The sequence below is a fragment of the Leptospira brenneri genome (assembly GCF_002812125.1).
Taxonomy (GTDB): domain Bacteria; phylum Spirochaetota; class Leptospiria; order Leptospirales; family Leptospiraceae; genus Leptospira_A; species Leptospira_A brenneri.
Genome location: NZ_NPDQ01000005.1, coordinates 315,977 through 336,062 on the forward strand (window position 1 = coordinate 315,977; position 20,086 = coordinate 336,062).

At 37.0% G+C, this 20,086-nt stretch carries 14 protein-coding genes; 6 read left to right on the top strand and 8 right to left on the bottom strand.

Going from position 1 to position 20,086, the window contains the following annotated elements:
* The first annotated feature begins 102 nt into the window (after positions 1–102).
* Together CH361_RS12945 and CH361_RS12950 are read left to right on the top strand one after the other, a co-directional pair.
* A complete protein-coding gene (locus tag CH361_RS12945; protein ID WP_100791280.1) occupies positions 103–1,632 on the top strand; it encodes a methyl-accepting chemotaxis protein in 1,530 nt (509 codons plus the stop codon).
* A complete protein-coding gene (locus tag CH361_RS12950; RefSeq protein WP_100791215.1) occupies positions 1,619–2,182 on the top strand; it encodes a hypothetical protein in 564 nt (187 codons plus the stop codon). The genes CH361_RS12945 and CH361_RS12950 overlap by 14 nt, the downstream gene beginning before the upstream one ends.
* 7 nt (positions 2,183–2,189) lie before the next feature.
* Here the strand turns inward: CH361_RS12950 and speD are convergent, their stop codons facing one another.
* Complete coding sequence (gene speD / locus CH361_RS12955) at positions 2,190–2,951, bottom strand: adenosylmethionine decarboxylase (RefSeq protein ID WP_100791216.1); 762 nt, start codon at positions 2,949–2,951, stop codon at positions 2,190–2,192.
* 81 nt (positions 2,952–3,032) lie between these two features.
* On the opposite strand from speD, the gene CH361_RS12960 reads away from it, so the two are divergent.
* Positions 3,033–4,652, top strand: a complete 1,620-nt coding sequence (locus CH361_RS12960; RefSeq protein ID WP_100791217.1) for an alpha-glucosidase — start codon at positions 3,033–3,035, stop codon at positions 4,650–4,652.
* 1 nt (position 4,653) lies between these two features.
* On the opposite strand, the gene CH361_RS12965 is transcribed toward CH361_RS12960, so the two are convergent.
* The 7 genes from CH361_RS12965 to CH361_RS13000 form a co-directional block, all read right to left on the bottom strand.
* Entirely contained in the window at positions 4,654–4,947 is a 294-nt protein-coding gene (locus CH361_RS12965; RefSeq protein ID WP_100791218.1) for an STAS domain-containing protein, read from the bottom strand.
* A 120-nt stretch (positions 4,948–5,067) separates the two neighbouring features.
* Entirely contained in the window at positions 5,068–5,826 is a 759-nt protein-coding gene (locus CH361_RS12970) for a polyprenol monophosphomannose synthase (RefSeq protein ID WP_100791219.1), read from the bottom strand.
* 26 nt (positions 5,827–5,852) lie between these two features.
* Positions 5,853–6,167, bottom strand: coding sequence for a hypothetical protein (locus tag CH361_RS12975; protein ID WP_100791220.1), 315 nt, complete (start codon positions 6,165–6,167; stop codon positions 5,853–5,855).
* Positions 6,164–7,774: an ArnT family glycosyltransferase gene (locus CH361_RS12980; protein ID WP_100791221.1), complete on the bottom strand. Its 1,611-nt coding sequence runs from the start codon at positions 7,772–7,774 to the stop codon at positions 6,164–6,166. The genes CH361_RS12975 and CH361_RS12980 overlap by 4 nt, the downstream gene beginning before the upstream one ends.
* A 467-nt stretch (positions 7,775–8,241) precedes the next feature.
* Positions 8,242–8,817, bottom strand: coding sequence for a hypothetical protein (locus tag CH361_RS12990; protein WP_100791223.1), 576 nt, complete (start codon positions 8,815–8,817; stop codon positions 8,242–8,244).
* Positions 8,818–8,819: 2 nt separating this feature from the next.
* A complete protein-coding gene (locus tag CH361_RS12995) occupies positions 8,820–10,193 on the bottom strand; it encodes a Kelch repeat-containing protein (protein ID WP_100791224.1) in 1,374 nt (457 codons plus the stop codon).
* Positions 10,193–11,101 carry an LA_3334 family protein gene (locus tag CH361_RS13000; RefSeq protein WP_100791225.1) on the bottom strand — a complete coding sequence of 303 codons (909 nt, stop codon included), beginning with the start codon at positions 11,099–11,101 and terminating at the stop codon, positions 10,193–10,195. Before CH361_RS13000 ends, CH361_RS12995 begins: the two co-directional genes overlap by 1 nt.
* Positions 11,102–11,284: 183 nt before the next feature.
* Between CH361_RS13000 and CH361_RS13005 the strand changes: the two genes are divergently transcribed.
* The 3 genes from CH361_RS13005 to CH361_RS13015 are packed head-to-tail and all read left to right on the top strand — an operon-like array spanning position 11,285 to position 20,048.
* The gene (locus CH361_RS13005; RefSeq protein WP_165782268.1) at positions 11,285–18,316 is read left to right on the top strand and encodes an RHS repeat-associated core domain-containing protein; all 7,032 of its coding nucleotides are present in this window, start codon (positions 11,285–11,287) and stop codon (positions 18,314–18,316) included.
* On the top strand, positions 18,306–19,127 hold the full coding sequence (locus CH361_RS13010) for a hypothetical protein (RefSeq protein ID WP_100791227.1): 822 nt from the start codon (positions 18,306–18,308) through the stop codon (positions 19,125–19,127). Before CH361_RS13005 ends, CH361_RS13010 begins: the two co-directional genes overlap by 11 nt.
* Positions 19,128–20,048, top strand: coding sequence for a hypothetical protein (locus CH361_RS13015; protein ID WP_100791228.1), 921 nt, complete (start codon positions 19,128–19,130; stop codon positions 20,046–20,048).
* The last annotated feature ends 38 nt before the right edge of the window (positions 20,049–20,086 follow it).

A 20,086-nucleotide genomic window follows, 5' to 3' on the forward strand; every position in this document is an offset into this window, starting at 1 on the left:
ACCTTCTGCAAACAACTATCAAAATCTATTTTCGACAAATCAAGAGAGAAAGTTTGGTTTTAGGGCTTCCTTTTTTTCGTCTACTAATATATGGACAATAAATTGGCTGCGGTTCTACTCGAACGCCAAAAGAAAGTAGATACATTTTTTCTCTGGGCAATCCTGGCACACACTCCTCTTGTTTTTTTTCTCTCTTTAGGTTATGGTGCGACAACTGTGGTCACCTTGTCGGCAATCGTTCTTTCCCTAGTTTCCTTTGTGTTTTATCGGTTGGGACGAGGATCCTTCTTTTTAAGAGCCTGGAACGGTGCTACCCTAATGATGTTTAGCGCTATTTTGATCCAGGCTCAATTTGGTCGGATTGAAATGCACTTTCATGTATTCAGTGCGCTTGCTATTTTATTTGTTTATGAGGATTGGAGAGTTCTTCTTGTCGCAGCCCTTACAATCGCCATACACCACTTAGTTGGTAATTACATCCAAGAGTTCGGATATGTTTTTTTTAATACCAAGGTTATGGTTTATAGTTATGGAACTGGTCTTGATATTGTTCTTACCCATGCCTTATTTGTTGTGTTTGAAACAGGGATTCTGATTTATTTTTCTTATCGTTCCGTTTTAGAACTGAAAAAACAAATCGAAACACAATCAAATTTAGAAACCGTAATGGCAGGAGTGACTGCCGCGATAGAGAAAGTTTCTTCGGGAACCAAAACCTTTGTAGAAAATTCTAGTTTGATCTCCGAGAAAGTGCATGCGTTTGAAACCTCATTCAAAACACAATCTTCTTCTATTGAAGCGATCTCTGCTGCCACCGAAGAAACTGCAGCTTCCAGCCAATTGATTTTAGAAGGTTCTGATCGGCAGATTAGCGAAGTGAAAGCCGTTGAAGTACTAAATCACAACTTATTTGTACTGAGCCAAGGATTTGTAACTTCTTTGGATAAGATGCGCGCTAAAATCCAAGAGTCTGCTGATAGTGTGAAAAAAACGGAAAGTGAGTTTACTGGTCTTTACCAATCGATGGAAGTTGCCGTGGATGATTCGGAGAAGATGGAAGAGATACTCGACCTCATCTCCGACATTGCCGAAAAAGTAAATTTACTTTCCTTAAATGCATCCATCGAGGCAGCGAGGGCCGGTGATGCTGGTAGAGGATTTGCTGTAGTGGCTTCTGAGATATCGAAACTCGCGGATTCAACTGCAGAAGCTACGAAGAATATATCTTCCATCTCAGGAAAAATAAAATCAGCCATCCAAATCAGTTTTACACAATCCAATCAAATCAACCAAACCGTTCAAAGTTTTGTGAAATCCATCCTTGCATCGGAAATAGGAATGGGGGAATTGACAGGTCAGATTACCGATACTCTTTCTGCCTTTGAAAGGCAAGAAAATGCGCTTGCTACTTTGGAACAGATTGCCCAAGAGATGCAGGTTTCTAGTAAGGAACAATCCACAAGTATGGATGATATTTCCAATTCGATCATTGACTTAAATGTCAAAACACAAACCAATTTAGGTACGAGTTCCCAAATGATTTCTCTCATTGAAAAAGGAAACGTGATTTTCCATGGCCTCAAGGGATCGGTTGAAACCTTGGCTGCTATGATTGGTCATGATAAAAAGTAAAAAATTCTTTCAAAGGTTTGGATTATTAATCTTTGCCAGTTTTTTACTGATCTCTCTTAGTTTAGCCATTGTTTACTTTGGCGGGAAAAGTCGGTCTGTAGATTGTACATTTTGTACAGAAAGGTTTAAAACAGAACCAAAAGATGTTTGGATTTGGATTTATCCGGGGCTTGTTGGGTGTGGAAAAAAATGCCCCTTGGCCCTCGAGGCCCTTCGTCGGTTTGGGGAAAGATTTCCTGAAGTAAAATCGTCCTTTTATTTTTTAGTCACAGACCCTAGTGAATCGGAAGAAACCATCGAATCTTATTTAGCGTATTACCAAAAGAGCCTAGAAATCAAAGCATTAAGACCTGAATCGGAAGAAGAGATTCTTTTTTATCGAAAGTTAGGAGCTTATATGCCAATCCATCCTTCTTTAAAAAGAAGAGATGAACATGGAACTCAGTTTTTTTTAATTCCACCCAATCGAAATAAAATGCATCTTTTACCAAAATTGGGTGAGAAAGAATGGTTAGAAATTCAGAGAGAACTTGGTGTTGGTATCCACTAACTTTGAGTTAGTGGATCATGTGGTAAACTTCTTTCATTTCTTCACGAAGGAGTTTCATTTTGTTAGGAACATCTGGATGTGAAATGTCTTCAGGGTTTAAAAGGTAATTTTCTGGTCCTAATTCTTTAATCATCATCTTGGTTTGCCAAGTATTGTCTTGAGGCATATTGATGTCAGAAAGAAATGTATAATTTCTTTTTAGTTCTGGTTTTACAAAGTCCAAAATAGAATTAAAGTGGTGGTCGTTATAAATCTTTCTTCCATCCGCAAGGCGTGTGTATCCACGTACTACATAATCAATATAAACTACGTCACACTCAAAGGCTTCAAATAGAAAGTTGATTGAGTCAAGGGGAATGATCTCCCCGCAAGTAGAAATGTCAATGTCCACACGAAAGGAACAAATTCCATCGGGATCAGCCGCATCAGGATAGGTATGTACTGTGATATGTGATTTGTCTAGGTGCATACTCACCTGCGTGGACGGGATAGGATTTCCTCCCCCTTTGACATCACTCATGAGAACCATAGCAGAAGCACCTACAGGATCGTAGTCTTGTGCCGAGACAGAAAGAATATTGGCATCAATTCTTTTGACAATCTCTTTGGAGATCTCTGTAATTTTGCTAGCGTTGTATTTGTCGTGGATATAACTTACGTATCTACCTTTTTGTTCGTCATCCAAAGTGATGCAAAAATCGTAGAGGTTAAAACTCAAAACTTTTGTCAGATTGTTGAAACCGGAAAGTTTGATTTTTTCTTTATCCATTGCTACCTGCTTGTATAAAGAACAGAAATTTGAGTTTTCGGTTAGAGGCAACTGAAATAACGAGAAAGTTTTAGAAAAGTCATGGAAAACAAAATGGAATGGTGGAAACAAACTTCAATTTATCAAATTTACCCTTGGTCCTTTCAGGATTCCAACGGGGACGGGATCGGTGATTTACCTGGGATTCTTGGGCGATTGGATGAGATCCAAGAATTAGGTGTCGAAACCATTTGGTTCTCTCCTTTTTACAGAAGTCCTGGTGAGGATTTCGGATATGATATTTCTGACTACACAGCCATTGATCCCCGCTTTGGAACCATGGCTGATTGTGACAAACTCATCAAAGAAATCCATAAACGTAAGATGAAGATTGTTCTGGATATGGTGATGAACCATACCTCAGACAAACACCCATGGTTTTTGGAATCCAAATCATCCAAAGAGAATCCCAAACGAGATTTTTATATCTGGCGAAAGGGTTCCAAAAAGAAACCAAACAATTGGATTTCTATGGTGGGAACTTCTGGTTGGAATTATGATGAGACAACGGATGAATCTTACTATAGCAATTTTTTATCTTTCCAACCAGACTTGAATTATCGTAACCCCAAGGTCAAAAAAACAATGTTTGGGGTTCTTGACTTTTGGCTTAGTAAGGGAGTGGATGGATTTCGACTGGATATCTTTAATTCCATTTATAAAGATGAAAGTTTTCGCGACAATCCTTCTAGTTTAAGATTTTTTCCAACACCAGATAACCATGATGAGGCGTTCTTTCAAAAGAAACTATACAATCTAAATTTACCTGAATCGTTTCAGTTTGCCAAAGAAGTTCGTAAACATATATCCAAATACAAACAAAAACCTTTTCTGATTGGGGAAGTAAGTGGTTCTGATTCCGTTCTGAAATCTTTTTTGGGAGAAAAAGCAGATGGCCTGAGCCTTGTCTTTCAGTTTGAACTAATTCATTTTAAATACCAAGCTAAGTTTTTTAAAGATCTTTTGGAAAAAAATGAAAAGGAATTTCCAACACCTCTGACACCCACTTATGTTTTGGGAAACCATGACCAAAGGAGGTTCATTGATAGGTTAGGTGGAGATGTGAAAAAAGCAAAAATTCTTTCCGCTTTTCAGTTTTTAGCAAGAGGAATTCCTGTTGTCTATTACGGAGATGAAATTGGAAGGAAAGAAGGTCGGATATCTAATTTTTTTGGAAAAGATCCAATTGCAAAAATGAACCGGTTTGTGCCTTTGTTTTTATCTAATTTACTTGAGATCTATATCAATAGAGACAATTGTCGTCTGCCCATGTTATGGGATGAAACAGATGGGGCCGGATTTTCAAAAGGGAAACCATGGTTACCAGTTGGGAAATTTAAACCATCTGAATCGGTAAAGGTTCAGAAAACAGTGGAAGATTCTTTATGGAATCATTATAGACAATTATTTCATTTAAGAAAGAGTTCTCGTATTTTAAAAGAAGGAAGTATCAAAACAAAAACGACAAACCATGTGGATCTACTTTGTTTTGAAAGGATTCTTGGTAAAAAAGTTGTGACGGTATTTTTAAACTTTGGAGAAAATCAAATCGAGGAACTCCTCCCGAAGGGAAGTCAGTTATTGTATCAATTTGGAGGAGTAGAGGTCAAAGGGGAAAGGATTTATTTGAAGGAACACTCTGGGTTTGTGTTTGAAACCTAAATTAAGGAAGTAAATGTCCGTTTAAGTTTAGAATTTTTAAGATTTTAAAAACTTGTGGATTGACATTGATCAGAAACAAACTAACACCTTGTTTCCGATAGACCATTTTTTTGTAGAGAAGGAGTCCTAGAACCGAAGAGGACACTTCTTCTACATTGGAAAAATCCAAGTAAAGGGAAGTGACTCCCTTTTGGAAAATACTCGTCATATCTTCTTCTAAACTTGCCGCAGAGTATAAGTCCAAATGGTTGGACTCAATGCGATAACAATTTTCCTCTACAGTTTTTGTGACCATGTTTTCCCTCACAAAATAATGGACGGTAAAAGAAAAAAATACCTGAGAGTTTGAAAAAGAAAAACGAATCGAAATATTTTTTATATCTCAATTTTTTTCGAATCCAACCTAAAGTTTTACTTATGGATGGATATGTGAATTTCTTCTTTTCGATCTGAATTGGAAAGAGTGACTAGACCTCCACTGGTTCCATTTGATAGAAATCAAATCCCAAATAAAATAAAAGATCACACCAGAATCTAATTTCGATTGTCCCCAAGTGCGTAGTCCAAAGGTATAACCCACTTCTGCAATTTTTTCAGTCCGAACAGAACCTAAAATTTCAAAAAGAATTTTATAACCACGAGGGTGAAGTTTTCCTTTGGTTTCTAAATAAATTGATTTTCTGATTCCAAAAAATCCACTCATAGGATCGGAAATGGGAACAGGGAATAACCATTCAGAAATCTTAGTTGCAAACTGACTTGCCAACTTTCTAAAAATAGGGAAGTTTCCGTATCCACCATCAGAACTTCTTCTTGTGGCAACAACGATATCGTTTTCATTTAAGAGGCGGATGACATCCGGAATTTTTGTATAGTCATGTTGGAAATCGGCATCGACCACTACTAAATTTTCGCCTTCTGCTTTTCCATACCCGTAAGTGACAGCAGAACTAAGACCTCTTTCTGTTGTACGAACAAAGGGTTTGATCCTTTTGTCGTATTCAGCAAGAACTTTAGCAACTTCAAAGGTTCCATCTGGAGAGTTATCGTCCACAATCACGATTTCAAAATCCATGGATTCCTTTTCTAGAATTTTAGAAATGGTTTCTGCACAGTTTTTGATATTACCGGCTTCGTTATACGTTGGGAGAATGATACTTGTTTTATTTTGCATGACTGGTCATTTAACTTCTTTTGTTTTTAAAAAAGCCCCTTTGTTTGATTTTTGATACATAACTCGCCACTAGTGCAGGATTCAGCAATGGCCTTGGAACATCCCGCAAACATTTGATATTGTTTGGTGCAAAGAATCTCACAAGCAAACTGATACATCTTCGGATCTTGTGCTTTCTTTTGGTCTTCTGATAGACAAAGACTTGCTTTCTCGCAAAGCAATTTACATTCGCTCGATTGTTCGACCTTTGCTTTCTGTCCGAATTTAGGAGCATTGTCTTTGGAGATGTCCCAAAGAGAAACAATGGCGAGTAGGAGAAGAAGGATTCCGTATTTTTTCATAGATTCCCTCTTTTATTCCAAACGTTTACTTCTGATTGAAAGGAACGTTTATCCATCTTTAAGATGGCACGAATGGCTCGGCCAGAATCTAGAGATAGATGGCTTTTCCATTGAAACCAAGAACTAACCTTTTCCCAATCTTCTGTGATTATTGTTGATTCACTAAAATTAATTAAGACTTTGGAACTTGGGCAGGTTTCTTTGTAAGTCAGAGGCAATGCAAAACTTACTTTAGTATTTTTTAGTTTGTTTTGTACGTCCATGGCAGTCCATGGATTTTCTGCGATCACACAAATTTCTTTTCCCTCTGCGACTATGTTCTGTTTTGTGATATCAGGATCAGACATTGGTTTTAAAAGAAAAGCCATAGTGATCGGAACTAAAAACAGTTGGGGAACTAAGGTTCCATAAAATTTTACTTTTTTGTTTATATTTGTAGGAATGATACTCAGTGTAACAATGATTCCTAAAAGCGAAATTGCAAATAAGAGAGGTAATCTTAACACTACTGCTATTGCTATAAATAGAAAATAGATGATAGGGATAGAGTATTGATTGAATCGAGAAAGGATGAGTGTTTCCCAGTTTGTTTTTCTCATTGCAGGAAGTAAAAATAACAATGCAACAAATGGAGTTACATAATAGGGATCTTTTCTATTGGGCATTAGATGGAAAATGGTAACGAAAAGTAGAAAAACCAAGGCAACCATCACCAAAGATTGATTTTTTACTTTCGAAGATTTTTTTAAACTAAGCCAAAGAATATGTAAAATGGGAATGGTGAATGGGATTGTATATAAAAGCCATCCACCCCAAATTCTCAAACCGGATTGGTTAGCAGCATAAAATTTCCCCATATTTTCTGTAATGAAGAAAAACCGTAATAACTCTTTTCCTGAATTTGCAAATACATATAAATAAGAAATCCAAAGGATAGGTATGATGAAAGAAAACCCAAATGCTAAGAGGGTTGATCTTTCTTCTTTTAAGGGTAGGAAGGAAATTTTGAACTTACCTTTTCTCACACGAACCATTCTGATGTATAGGAAACTTAACAAAAATAGAACGATGTAGATATGAAGGATCGGGCCTTTTAGTAGATACCCAAATCCAACAAAAAAACTTCCTAACGAAACATAAGTTAAGTTCCTTTTTTTCTTAGAGAGGTAAAAGAAAAATATATAAAGCAAGGTAAAAAACACCATTGCCCCTTCCATCATCAGAAGTCCGAAAAATTTGAGTGAGAGAAATGAAAATGCAAAAATGAGAGTCGCTAGTTTTGTTTCTCTTTCTGATTTACTGAGGTCAAAGTAAAGTTTGTAGAAAAGAGTCAAAGTCCCAATCCCAAACAAAAAAGAAACCAGACGTTCTGATAAATAACTGACACCAAAAATTCGGTCAAAGAAGATTCCTAACCAAAATAGAAGCGGTGGTTTGTAAGGATTGGGTAGGCCAGACAAAACGGGAAGGGTGTAACTTCCGGCTTCCAAACTTTCCCTAACGGAGCGGATGTGCATGATCTCGTCCCCTTGTGGGAAGGCTAGGTCGGGAACACCAAGGGAGATGGCGTAAACTGCAGACAGAATGACGACAACAGCAAAGAACATTTCTACCCCTTATGTCCATAACAAAGATACTGACTAGTCAGTCAATGTTTTTGCCTAAAAATTGTTCGATGGATTTTTTCTAAAGAAGAGAAAAATTTGTAACAGAACAGTGTTTGAATTCGTCCTGCAAAAAAAGGGATTTGGTTTTGGGAATCGGTCTCAAATTCCGAAGTGTTTTGTGGGATGAGTGTTCGGCGAAATTGACTAAGTGTTCTTTTTTGGGTTTGTTTTAACGAACGAGGCACTGTTTATTTATGATCTTCTTTTTTGTTAGGGAAGATCTATATACATCTCTATTTAAATACGATTTTATCTGATGTTATTGGTTTACCTCTTTATATTAAAACAAAGTCGATAAAGGGAATGCATTGTGATCTATAAGTTGATATTTACAACAGGAAGTAATTAAGGTTAAACTATATTAATTTTATTTTTGCGCAGACTTCTGTGTTTAAAATCAAAAAAAGTTATTTTTTAATTAATAAAATTAAGTTTATGATGACTTGTATTAATAAAAGTGTAAATATAGAACCACCAATTCCGTAAATAATCTTGGTTTGATCTTCTAATTCTCCAATACGAAAGCTATTGATAATGAAATAAGCTTCAGCATTGGATGGTAAATAAACAAAATCCTTTTCTTTATCGGGTGTCTGTTTCACTGTTTTCAAAGTTGCCACTTGTTTTGGTAATTCTTCGTCATGCAGTAGTTTTCCAGAAAGTTCTGTATATCTTTCTTTTATTATGGGATTTGTTCTCCAGCGCGCATAGGCATCACTATAATAAGGGAATGCCGACTTATACTGTTTTTTTGAATAAAGATCTTCACCTTTAGCAATCCATAATTCAGTTTCTAACAGTTCTAGTTTGGTTTGGTCTATTTTCGAATTTTGGAATTTACCAAGAAGATCACCTGCTTCTGAAAATTTCTTTTCTTTTAGGCTATGTCTGTAGAGAAAAATATCTTCTTCGGAGATTGAAATAGATTCTGCTGATAGATACGAACTAACGAGAAAGATACAAAATATAAAAATCTTTTTCATGTTTACCTGCTCAAAATAACTGCTTTATGGCCGAAGCGACTTCTTGGCATATTGAGGGTTTCTGGAACCCAAGGGTTTCCGCCAGGGTTCGCTAAATCTAAAGAGTAAACTTGGTCGATTGGTAAATTGAATTCCGAAGCACCACCCAAAAGGTATAGTTTTCTTTTTTCATATGAGATTTCCATGGCTGGATAATAGAGTGCTATTGGTGTATTCGAACCTGTAACGAAGGCGTTAGATGCATTCCCTAAATAAGAATATTCAAAACGATTTGAATTAGTTACCGCGGTCACAGGTTGTGAAATATTTGTTCCTGTGGAACCTCCTGCAACAAACAAAGTAGGAGTATCTGTTGGATACGGATCAGTGGAAATCGGTCTATAACAAGCATATCCAGAACCATGTCGAGCTAATGAAATAGATGCTTCAATTTTACCTGAGGTTGAATTGAGTGATGGAGCATAAGCATCCGTTGTTGCATAAGCTAGCCCATCAGAATAGAATCTTCCGCCAGTAAAAACTAAACTTCCATTGTACGTGCATCCAGCCATATCGATACGAGGGAAAATATTTGTACTAGATAACAAACTAACCCAAGTTCCAGTCGTTCCGATACTGGGGTAAAACTTGTAAATCGTATTAAAGATGGTTCCTGTGGTCATGTCACTGGTAGTTGTGCCACCTAGTATGACTATCTCTTCATCAAAGGAACCGATGACACCACCTTGTAATGTTGATGGCATATCAGATAGATTTTTATTCCAAGTATTAGTGATTGGATCGTAAGCCTCAACCAATCGACTCATTGTGTAAACTGCTCCGTTTTTAACCATTCCGCCAATTACATAGATTTTGTTTTTGAAAGATACGATTTGAGCATTTAGTCTTGGGGTTGGAACGGTGGTAACAGCAGGGTGCCATATATTTTCCACTGGATCGAAATAGTCGATTTCACTGACTGCATTTTTATCGGAACCAATACCCCCAATGATCCAAATACTCCGACGGAAAATGACTGCATTGTCTGAAAGAGTTTTAAATGTAGAGGGAATACCTATTCCGATTTCTTTTGTACCACAGGAAGGAACATATCTATATTCTGAATCGGTAATTAAGTTGGATAGGGCAACCGCATGAACTTCGTTATCCAAAAAGGATGTATCTACATTATTGTAATTAGGACCAGTTGTCACAAGAAACCCTGGAACTTTACCTGAACATTTCCAGCTAACAATTGCCGAATTGGTAGAAATGCCTGAAACCACTTGCCATTCAATTTTGGCAGTATTTGCTTTTCCTCCGTCGGAGAGGGAGTTTGAGCAATTATAAATAAAACTAGTGATAATGATTGATAATAAAAAGAGGTGATTCTTCATTAGAAATTAATTCCTCCTGATATTTCGAGTCCGGAACCACAATGGATTTTTTCTATTTCGAAAAAACATAAGTTCTTCCAGCCAATCCTATAGAATGAAGGACCGTATTTGAGTCCTTGCCAACCTAGTTCAAGATATGCGGAAGGATTGGAGCCTATTTTCGCGTTGTTTTGATCAAAGCGATAGGAAAGAGAAGACATTCCTATTCCTACAATTCCATAAAAATCTAATAAAGGATTTGAGTTAAAAGTCTTGGATTGGTGGAGGTAGACGTATCCCGATTGCGATGTGACTTCTTTGATTGGACCCGTAGATTGTAAATACTCGAATTTAAATCCTAATTGATACGTATTTTTAAACCGTAAAAATGCAGGTTCAGTGAAGATCGAAAGTCCATAAAGAGGTGGAGTTTGGTTGCCAAGCGGAGGAAATAATGGCAGGTAGGTGAAACTCCCACCAATCCTTGTTTGGTTGTCTAGTTTGTCATTTGCTAAATAGACAATTGGAAACTCTGGACGTTCGTCGACTATTGGGATATCGTTCTTAATTTCATTCTTGTTTATAGTCAAAAAACCGAGTTCCGACTTAATGATCACCTCATCTTTGTTTTTGTCTGCAATGGTTCCTTTGATCACGCTTCCATTTTTTAGGGATAAAATTGCAATTTTGTAAGAATGATTTGTTTGCCCCTTGTTAGATAAATCATAATATTCTAAATCTTTTTTTGGAATTTTGTATTCAGAACCTTTAAAACGAACAACAAGCATACGTTCGTCTTCGTATACGAATTCGGTATGAAAAACTTCTCCATTGGGAAATCGTAGTTCGGCAGCATCCAGGAAGTAGGTGGAAATGCATAAATTAAGGATAATGAATATTGTTAGATAAGGAAATTTAATGTGTTTCATTCAAATTCGAAAGTACTGTTGACAACATAAATGTATCAGTGTTATATGGCAAGTCTATAATCTGTATTTGTTATGTGGGATTCTTTTATGGTTATGCGGTATTTTATATTTAAATTAATTCTAATAATCTTATTTTCTTTTCTGTTTTTGTCGTTTTTAGGGGGACAAAAATTACCTCAGCAAATGCCTGAAGTATCTGTTGACTCGGGAGGGAATGCCACATTTTCAATTCCATTGGAGGTTCCTGATGGCACGGGGGGATTGACTCCTGGTTTGAGTTTGTCTTATAATTCTGGAGGGGGAAATGGATTATTAGGGAAAGGTTGGTCTTTGAGCGGTCTCAGTTTCTTAAAACGCGATCCTTCCTTTGGTTTGAAATATGACTCATCAGATCATTTTGAATCTTCTGACCATGGTCAACTTATTAGTAGTGCGGGTCAAAACTCTGTATTGTATTCTAAGGAAGAAAGCTTTTTTGGTTTTTATCCCCAGGGGGATTTTGGTCTGGGTCCTACGGAGTTTATCGCTTTTGATAAAACTGGCAAAAGGTATACCTATGGTGGAACTGAAGCCAGTGCATTGACTAGCAGTGGTTCTGTTAGAGTATGGGGACTATCAGAAGTCAGAGAACCGCATGGTGAAACTATTAATTATGATTGGGAAGTCATAAGAGGAGAATTGTATCTTAAAAAGATTTCTTATGCCGGAGGTAAAAGGGAAGTCATTTTCGAATATGAATCTCGGAATGATTTTATTAGAAATTATTATGAAAAGCAATTAGTAATACGGGATCTTCGTTTAAATAAAATTCGTTTTTATTCAGAGGGTTCTCATGTTCATAGTTATGAATTAACTTATTTAGAACAAAGTATTACAAAGTCTTCGTTACTTACCAAAATTCAATTTGAAAAAGATAACTTCTTTTCTTTATCTACACATCAACCTTTAGAATTTTCATATTCACAATCTCATGAAGGGGTTTTGCCAAGATTAGCATCTGGTGCTGTCACTCTTTCGGGAGGTTATGGTGAAGAAAAGGATTTCGGTGATCGAATGATTGAATTTCTTAAGCAGGTGTTGTATGCTGCATATTCATCTAAACTTGAGAATGGAAATCAAGGTGGATTTAACGCACCATGGAGAGGAAAGGGGATAAATCATGCAACCTCATCTGCCGTAATTGGAGGTGGCTTGACTGCCGGAACAGACTCTACGGCAACGATGAATCTTGTCCCTCGCTACAATGACCAAACGGAATTTATTGCGAGATACCCTTTGGGAAATGACAACCGCGATGCTTGTCACTGGGGAGCACTTGCTTGTTGGGCTTGGGCAGCTGGAGTGAAGTTAGTCGAGGTAAAGTTAGCCTGTACTAAGTTTCTATTTTTCAACATTGACGGCTGTAATAATGGTATGAACACTCCTGAAAAAATTTCTTTTGCTACAGATTTTGACGGCGATGGAATTTCAGAATATTCTAGATTTTCTGGCTTTATGGACAATGATAACATTAGTATTCGGACAGATGATCTGAAAAACAATAGATCATTTGTTTCTCCGACTTTTCCCATTAAGTATAATACATATTACGCTTTGGGTGATATTGATGGAGATACAAAGTCAGATTTCGTTTTTGAAAAAGCAGGTATGTTGCATGTTTCCTTTTCTAATGGAAGTGGGTTAGATTCCCCAGTAGTTTTTTCAAATGTTCTCCTCAATCCCTACGCTCAAAATTATACTTTATCGGAAAATTATATACCTAGAGATTATTTGGTTGATATCAATCGTGATGGGAGAACTGATTTCTTACATTTTGCCGATGATAGAATTTCTGTTTATTTATCGCAAGGACGGAGTTTTCAAGCGGAAAAAATTGTTTGGATTGGTGGAAATCGGAATCCTAAGCAAGAAACAGTTCAAACTGATCCTTTTAGAATTCATAGAATGAATCAGTTTTCAGATGTTGATGGTGATGGAATCCCTGAACATGTCTTTATTGCCAATATTAATCAGCCATCTGAGCAATCGCAATTAGCAGAACTAACCGCTAGACATTTACTTGAAATGAATGCGGCAAAGGCAGAACGCCAGGCAATAATAGACGAAATTTTATTGGTCATTGGTGGGAAAAGTGTAACGGAAGAAGTAAAAACAAATTTGTCCTTAAAAGTCTTTCTTGATGACAGACCTTTATATTGGACTTTAGTGGAAGCCCCTGGAACGGCAACGACAGAAGAAAAAGAACTATTAGAAAAATCTATTGATAAACAATTTTCTGAAGACGTGTTGAATGAAATGTTCGCTAGGCATAATTCGGAATATAATGCAGAAATTAGTAAAATCAGAAATGTGAACTTAAGTGGAGCAAGTTATCAAATCATTGTTTCAAAAATTAATTTAGCTAATGGAACAATGACACAATCTTTGATGGACTTACCTCAATCTATTGTTGGTTATATGGGAAAAAATTGGCTAGTTGACGTGAATGGCGATGGACTACCTGATTTGGTTTCATTCGTTAATCGGAATAGTCACTTTAATCCATTTGATTATGGTGTTGAGGATGCAAATACTTTCTATAATGAAGTGAAGGTAGTTCTGAATGTTGGAGGGAAATTTGATACATCCAATATAATTTCGAATTATATTGGTACTGTCGTAAGACCCGATCGATTTGCCAAAGGAGAAGATGATAATAAAAAGTACACGGCGAGTTACGATTTTGCAGATGTCAATGAAGATGGTAAAATAGATTTTATTGTAAAGGAATTTCGAACGAATAATTTCCATATATACTTTGGTGATGGGAATGGCCAATTTTCAAACCGTACCCAATTTGCGGTAGACGCAGAAGATATCTCTAGTGCTCAATTTGAGGATAGAAATGAGGATGGAATTCTTGATTTTTATTACCAATATGGAAAAAACTCCGTTACAAGACAGATACTATCTAATACTCCTCAAGCTCTCGGCGGATTAATCACTAAGATGATTAATCATATTCCTGGAAGTGAGACAACAATCGAATATAGTTGGAAAAAAAATATTCCTGGAGCTGTTGTGAAAGGTGGGGGGAATTATAATACCTCTCTACCAAATCTCTATCCCACAATGCTTGTAACGAAAGTATCGTCCGTTTTGGGTTTGGGATTTCCCATTGAGAAAACTGAATATTCATATTATAATTCAAGGTATAAACCTGGAGATATCGAAACTAGTTTCAATTACGGTTTTGAATCAATTTCGGAACGGTCCTTTGTTGCCGGAGTTCCTAGATTTAAAGTAGTCACTAATTACTTACAAAATCCGAATTTTCCTGGATACATTGGTAGTATAGAAACCTTTACTGGAAGTGATCAGTTAATCTCCATGGAATCCTTAGGCTACAGTATTTACCAACCCCATGTTGGAACGAAGCTCAGATTACAAACTTCAAGATCGAAAAATATGTATGAGAATGGTCAGTTGAAAGACCAAGTTGTCAGTAATACGGTCTATGATTCCTCTCATGCTTATGAACCTAGTATCATTGAAGAAGATTTTAATGGTCGAATGACTCGATCGGAAATATCATACGGTTCGAATTTGGCAATGCAAGTTCTTACTCAACCCATTGAATCAAAAAAGACAGTCAATGGCACTTTGGTAGAACATAAAAAATGGACATATACTGGAGTTGATCTGGCTTCCGAAAGTAAACTTGTAGGTGCTGGGGCTTGGTATTCGATATTTTATTCTTATGATTCTCTTGGAAATGTAGCGAGCACTACAGATTCTTTAGGTAGAACATTGTCTTATGAACACGGTGATGTCACTCGCAGTAAACCCACTCTGACTCGGAATGCACTTGGCCAAACGAACAAAACTACATACGATCAGAAGTTTGATGTGGAATTGAGTATGGAAGATCCGAATGGGAATCTTACAACTTATGAATATGATGAATATGGAAGAAAGACTTTCACTTACTTAGATGGAAACAAAGTTGAATCGATTGAATACGGATTTGATGGAACCCTGTTTACAACCAAACAAACTACGCATACCGACGAAGGGGATGTTTGGACAAAAGAATATAAGAATTTAGCGGGAAATGTCCTTAAAAAGGAATCACTCGTTGTGGAAGGAATCGTCTCTACCACAGAGAGTGTCTATGATTCCTTAGGGCGAGAAACCCAAAAGTCTAATTCCTATTTTACAGGTGAGTCACCTGCTTGGTCCTATACTTTCTATTATAACCAATCGGAAGATTCACAAGAACGCCTCAAGGAAACCATTGCTGCTACGGGAGAGATCAGCCGTTTGGTATATGGTCTCCGTTCTACTGCTGTTACCACCACCAACCAATCAGAGGTCATTCGGACAGAAACGCAAAACCAAGACAATTGGGGAAGGCTTACCACAAAAACCAGCCAGGGTGAGAGTATGTCCTATCAATACGACAATGCAGACCGTATGACACGAATTATTGATCCTGGAAATGGGATTACAGAAATCAGTTATGATATTGGTGGGAAAAAAGTTAGATATAGTGATTCCAATTCAGGAACTATTATATACACTTATAATGTGGCAGGGGATTTACTGACTCAAACCGATGCTCGGGGGATCGTCATTCGAAAAGAAGTGGATGGACTCGGAAGAATTACAAAAGTATATCCTGGAAATGAAACGCCTGTTGTGTATGAGTATGATGCAGGAAATTCCGTCTCTAGCACCAATGTGATCGGAAAGTTGACGAAAGTGACAGATGAATCGGGAGTGACTGAACTTGCTTACGACAGAAAAGGAAATGTGGTTGGTGAGAAACGAACGATTGATGACCTTCAGGTTCTTTTCCAAAGAACCTACGATCCTTTTGGTCGAGTGAAAACCATTACCTACCCAGAAGGTACACTTGTCCGCAACCACTACACAGGGACGGGGCAACTTGCTTTTTTAACCATGGATTCTCATGATGGGAATAGCTTAAACCATACGGTGGTGAGTTATGAAGGGCCCAAGGTAGAGGATAACAAATACTATATTGAACGTAAAACAGGAAACGGAATCAAAACAAAAATAGGTTATGACCCGCTTCGTATGCGACCACAATCACTTGTGACTTACCTCAAAGACAGTTCTGTGGAACAAAGTATGAAATATGAATATGATAAACGAGGGAATATTTCTGCAATCACTGACCTTATCAACGAATCTCGAAACCAAAGTTTTGAATATGACCATCTGAACCGAGTGACAAAGGCAATTGGTAAGTATGGAGAGGAGAACTACAATTACCATAGGAATGGAAATCTTTTAAATAAGGGAGCCTTTACGTATTCTTATGATAATGGAAACCATATCCATGCGGTGACGAGAGTGAATAGTCCGAACACAGGAATTGTTGGTTATACCTACGATTCTATGGGGAATATGACCACACGTAATGGTGACACACTCGTTTATAATGCACAAAACAAACTGAAACGCATCGAAACAGATGGTGGAGATCAGTTTGATTATACTTATGATCATTCGGGAATGAGGATTAAAAAAGCCCTTCAGAATTCGAACACAACCACCTATAGTTTTGGTAACTTTTACGAAATCCACCGTAGCCCAGGACAACAAGAGAAACATACGCTTTATGTGATCGGAGTGGAAGGGGATATGGTAGCACAATACAGTCGTCCCGATGCAATTTTGCTAAACCAGATGGCATCAAACAGTTGGATGGTGAATCCATTCTGCAAAGATGTAAATATTGATTGTAATACGTATTGGAAGAATCGAACGAACTTTGCGTTGTTGAGTTTCCTTGAAGATACGAATCTCTATATCGATGGTAAAATTAGAGAAGGCCATAGAGCGTTACCTTGGGTTGTCTTGCTAGGATTGTTATTCTGGGTAGTGTTTAAGACCAAAGAATCTTCGTCAGAAACTGATTCCGATGGAGGACCTTCCAACGACATATTTGGAATTTCTATTTTACCGAATTTTACAAACTATTTCCAAAAACAAATTCCAAGGTATGGGACAGCCCTCCTTGTAGTGGTATTTTCTTTTACCACCACAGCTGGATGTTTTCCCTTGTTACTTGGTGGAGCGGAGGGAGAATCGGGAACTCCGATCTGGCTAATCGGTCTTGGAAATGGAATTCCTAGTGACACACCATCTGTTGCTGATGAACCGGGACAAGGTGGTAGTGGAGGCGGTGGATCTTCTTCCGGTAATGCACGAGTGTCTGGAATGTATTTTTTCCATCCTGATCATTTGGGAAGTATCACGATGATCACTGATGGAAATGGGAATGTTCTTGCCGGGGGAGAACGGGGTGGAAAGAGTCATATCACCTACAAACCTTATGGAGAGATTCTAAGAACTGATTCTTATGGGCCCGATATTACAAAATTCAAATATACTGGACAAGAAGAGGATAAGGAAAGCGGGTTGTACTATTACAAGGCTAGGTACTATGATGCATCATTGGGAAGATTTGCTAGTAACGACGGTATGGTATTTCCAGATAAGGAACAGGGGATGAATCGGATGATGTATGTGGAAGGAAATCCGATTTCATGGCGGGATCAAACTGGGAATAGCACAAATTATATGCATATGTTGAATCAAATGGTTCTCCACGCTGTATTTGGAGCTGCGAAAATAGCTTCTCAACAAATACGAAGTTTGGGCCGTGGACTAGATTATGCCGGTAGAAAGGCTGGTAGAGGAATTGATGGTGGGGCTCGTTGGTTGGCTAGTGGAGGAAATTATTCTAGGAATAAGGGGAATGATTTAGATAATCTTCTAAGTACGGGAAGTTTTTTTGAAAGCATTCAAAAAAGCGATCTAGCTTCTTGGGTGAGTAAGCAATATAATGATATGAGAAGAAAACCATCCGAAGCAGGTCAAAGGAGAAACTTAAGAAAAGCAAATGATGCACATGATCGACGTGCAATTGCTTGTGCGGCCTATTTTGGGTTTAATACACCGGGTTACAAAGATTGTTATATCCAAAGTGAGGGACAAAGGCTAAGGGAACGAAACAATATAAGGCGAAATAATTATTGGAGTGAGACGGATAAGGCTCAAGCGGAAAATACTGCAATTGAAATCGCAACAATCCAACTTCAATGTGCTGTGGGTGCAAATGCCCTAATAATTTCTACATCGCTTTGCCCATCGAAAGAAGAACTTAAAAAGCAAGCAGAACAAGGTACAAATGCTCAATAATAAATTCCATTTCTTTATTTTTTTGATTTTATTCACTATCCAGGTTCCTGAAATTTTTGCCTCTGATAACTTAGACAGTATTCGACAAAAAGGGCGTTTCGGCGTTACTGTTTCGGGTATTTCAATTTCAGGATGGAAGCCGCCTTTAGTTGGGGGAGAATTTGGGGTCTCTGATTCCGATAGAAGTGGACATTATCGAACTTTCGATAACAATGTTGTTTCATTCTTTTATAATTTTTTAGATTCTCACCAGATTGTGTTTAGAGCATATTTATATTCAGGCCAAAAATATTCAGATACTTCAATTTCTCCATTTCCATTTGTTAATTATTATACATATGAAGTTGATTTTAAATCAATTCCATTTGATATTGGGTATCGATACTTTCCTTTTCAAAGAAACTTTTATGGGGGAGTTAGTGCTGGTTTAACAGCATCAAAAAGTATCACTTATGATCGCACATTTGGAACGGGAGTCATAGGTGGTTCTCGGGATATCAATAGGTTAACGCCAAATTCCTTTGAATATCAACTAGCTTCAAACCCTTATATGGGACTTGATATTGGCTATGTTTGGCAAGTTAGCGAATATTTTTTTATGAATTTTGGGGTTAATCTGAAGTATATCCAGCAATCGAAAGTAAGAAGCTCTAATTCTCTCGGGTTTGGAGCGCTAGTATATGAAAACTGGAATAGAAGTTTCGAAGAACTTTTAATCCAAGATAGACTAGCAAGTTCTTGGACAAATCATCTAACGCAACCGAATAATGGTACTACCTCATTATATTTTGAATTTGGTCTTAGTTTATAAATGAATAAGTTGAAATATCTCGGATTATTTTTATTTGCTCTTTCATTGGGCATCTCGGCAAATCCTCGGTCAGCTGAAAAAGAAAATTTAAAAAACATGTTTATGGATTATTATCAATATTCCCCAGAGATATTGAAATTTAGTTTTTTAGACTACTTAGATAGATATCCTGATGATCATTATGTTAGATATAGGTATGCTAATTTACTTGCCTTAGATGGTAAATATTATCAAGCTTATCAAGAACTTGAGAGGCTTAACCAAAAGATTCAATCGGATTCAATAAAAATTAGCGAAAATGATAGAATTTCAATTACTAGTTATCGGCTTTTCTTTTTGGCATTGTTCGAATTAGAGGATTCCTTTGTTAGGAATTCAATTATTAGTAAATATTCTCTGACTAATAAAAGTATTTTTTCTGCCGAAACATTAGTTAAGTCGATGGAGGCTAGTTGTTTTCCAGTTGATGAATGGAAGAATATTGATGAAAATATAATTTCAAGAGGATGGTATTCTGATTATGCTAAGCCGACAGCTTTTGTCTTCTTGTTAAATTTTCATTCTGCTTATTTTAATAAATGTAATAATCAAGTAAATTCAATCAAGAAATCGATAGAAGGAAGTAGGCTTGTTAAAGGGTATAACTTTTATTTGAACTTTTTATACGATATGGTTTTGGTCGATGAATCATTGCTTAGCGAGTTTAATTTAAATAAAGCTAAAATGCAATATAATGAATTGCGAAGTCGAGCCTATCAAGAAAAATTACCGACTTGGGTAGGGGATCAGTTGAATTATCGCCTAAATTTGGTATGTAAGAAGTTGCATTGTGACAAACGGGAGTTGGACGGGTATAATTCCGAATTACTTGGCATTGATGGGTCTGTAATGCGTAATCGAATAAATACTTTTCTGGAATAACTAAGAAAAATTTATAGATAATTTATTTCCAATGAAAG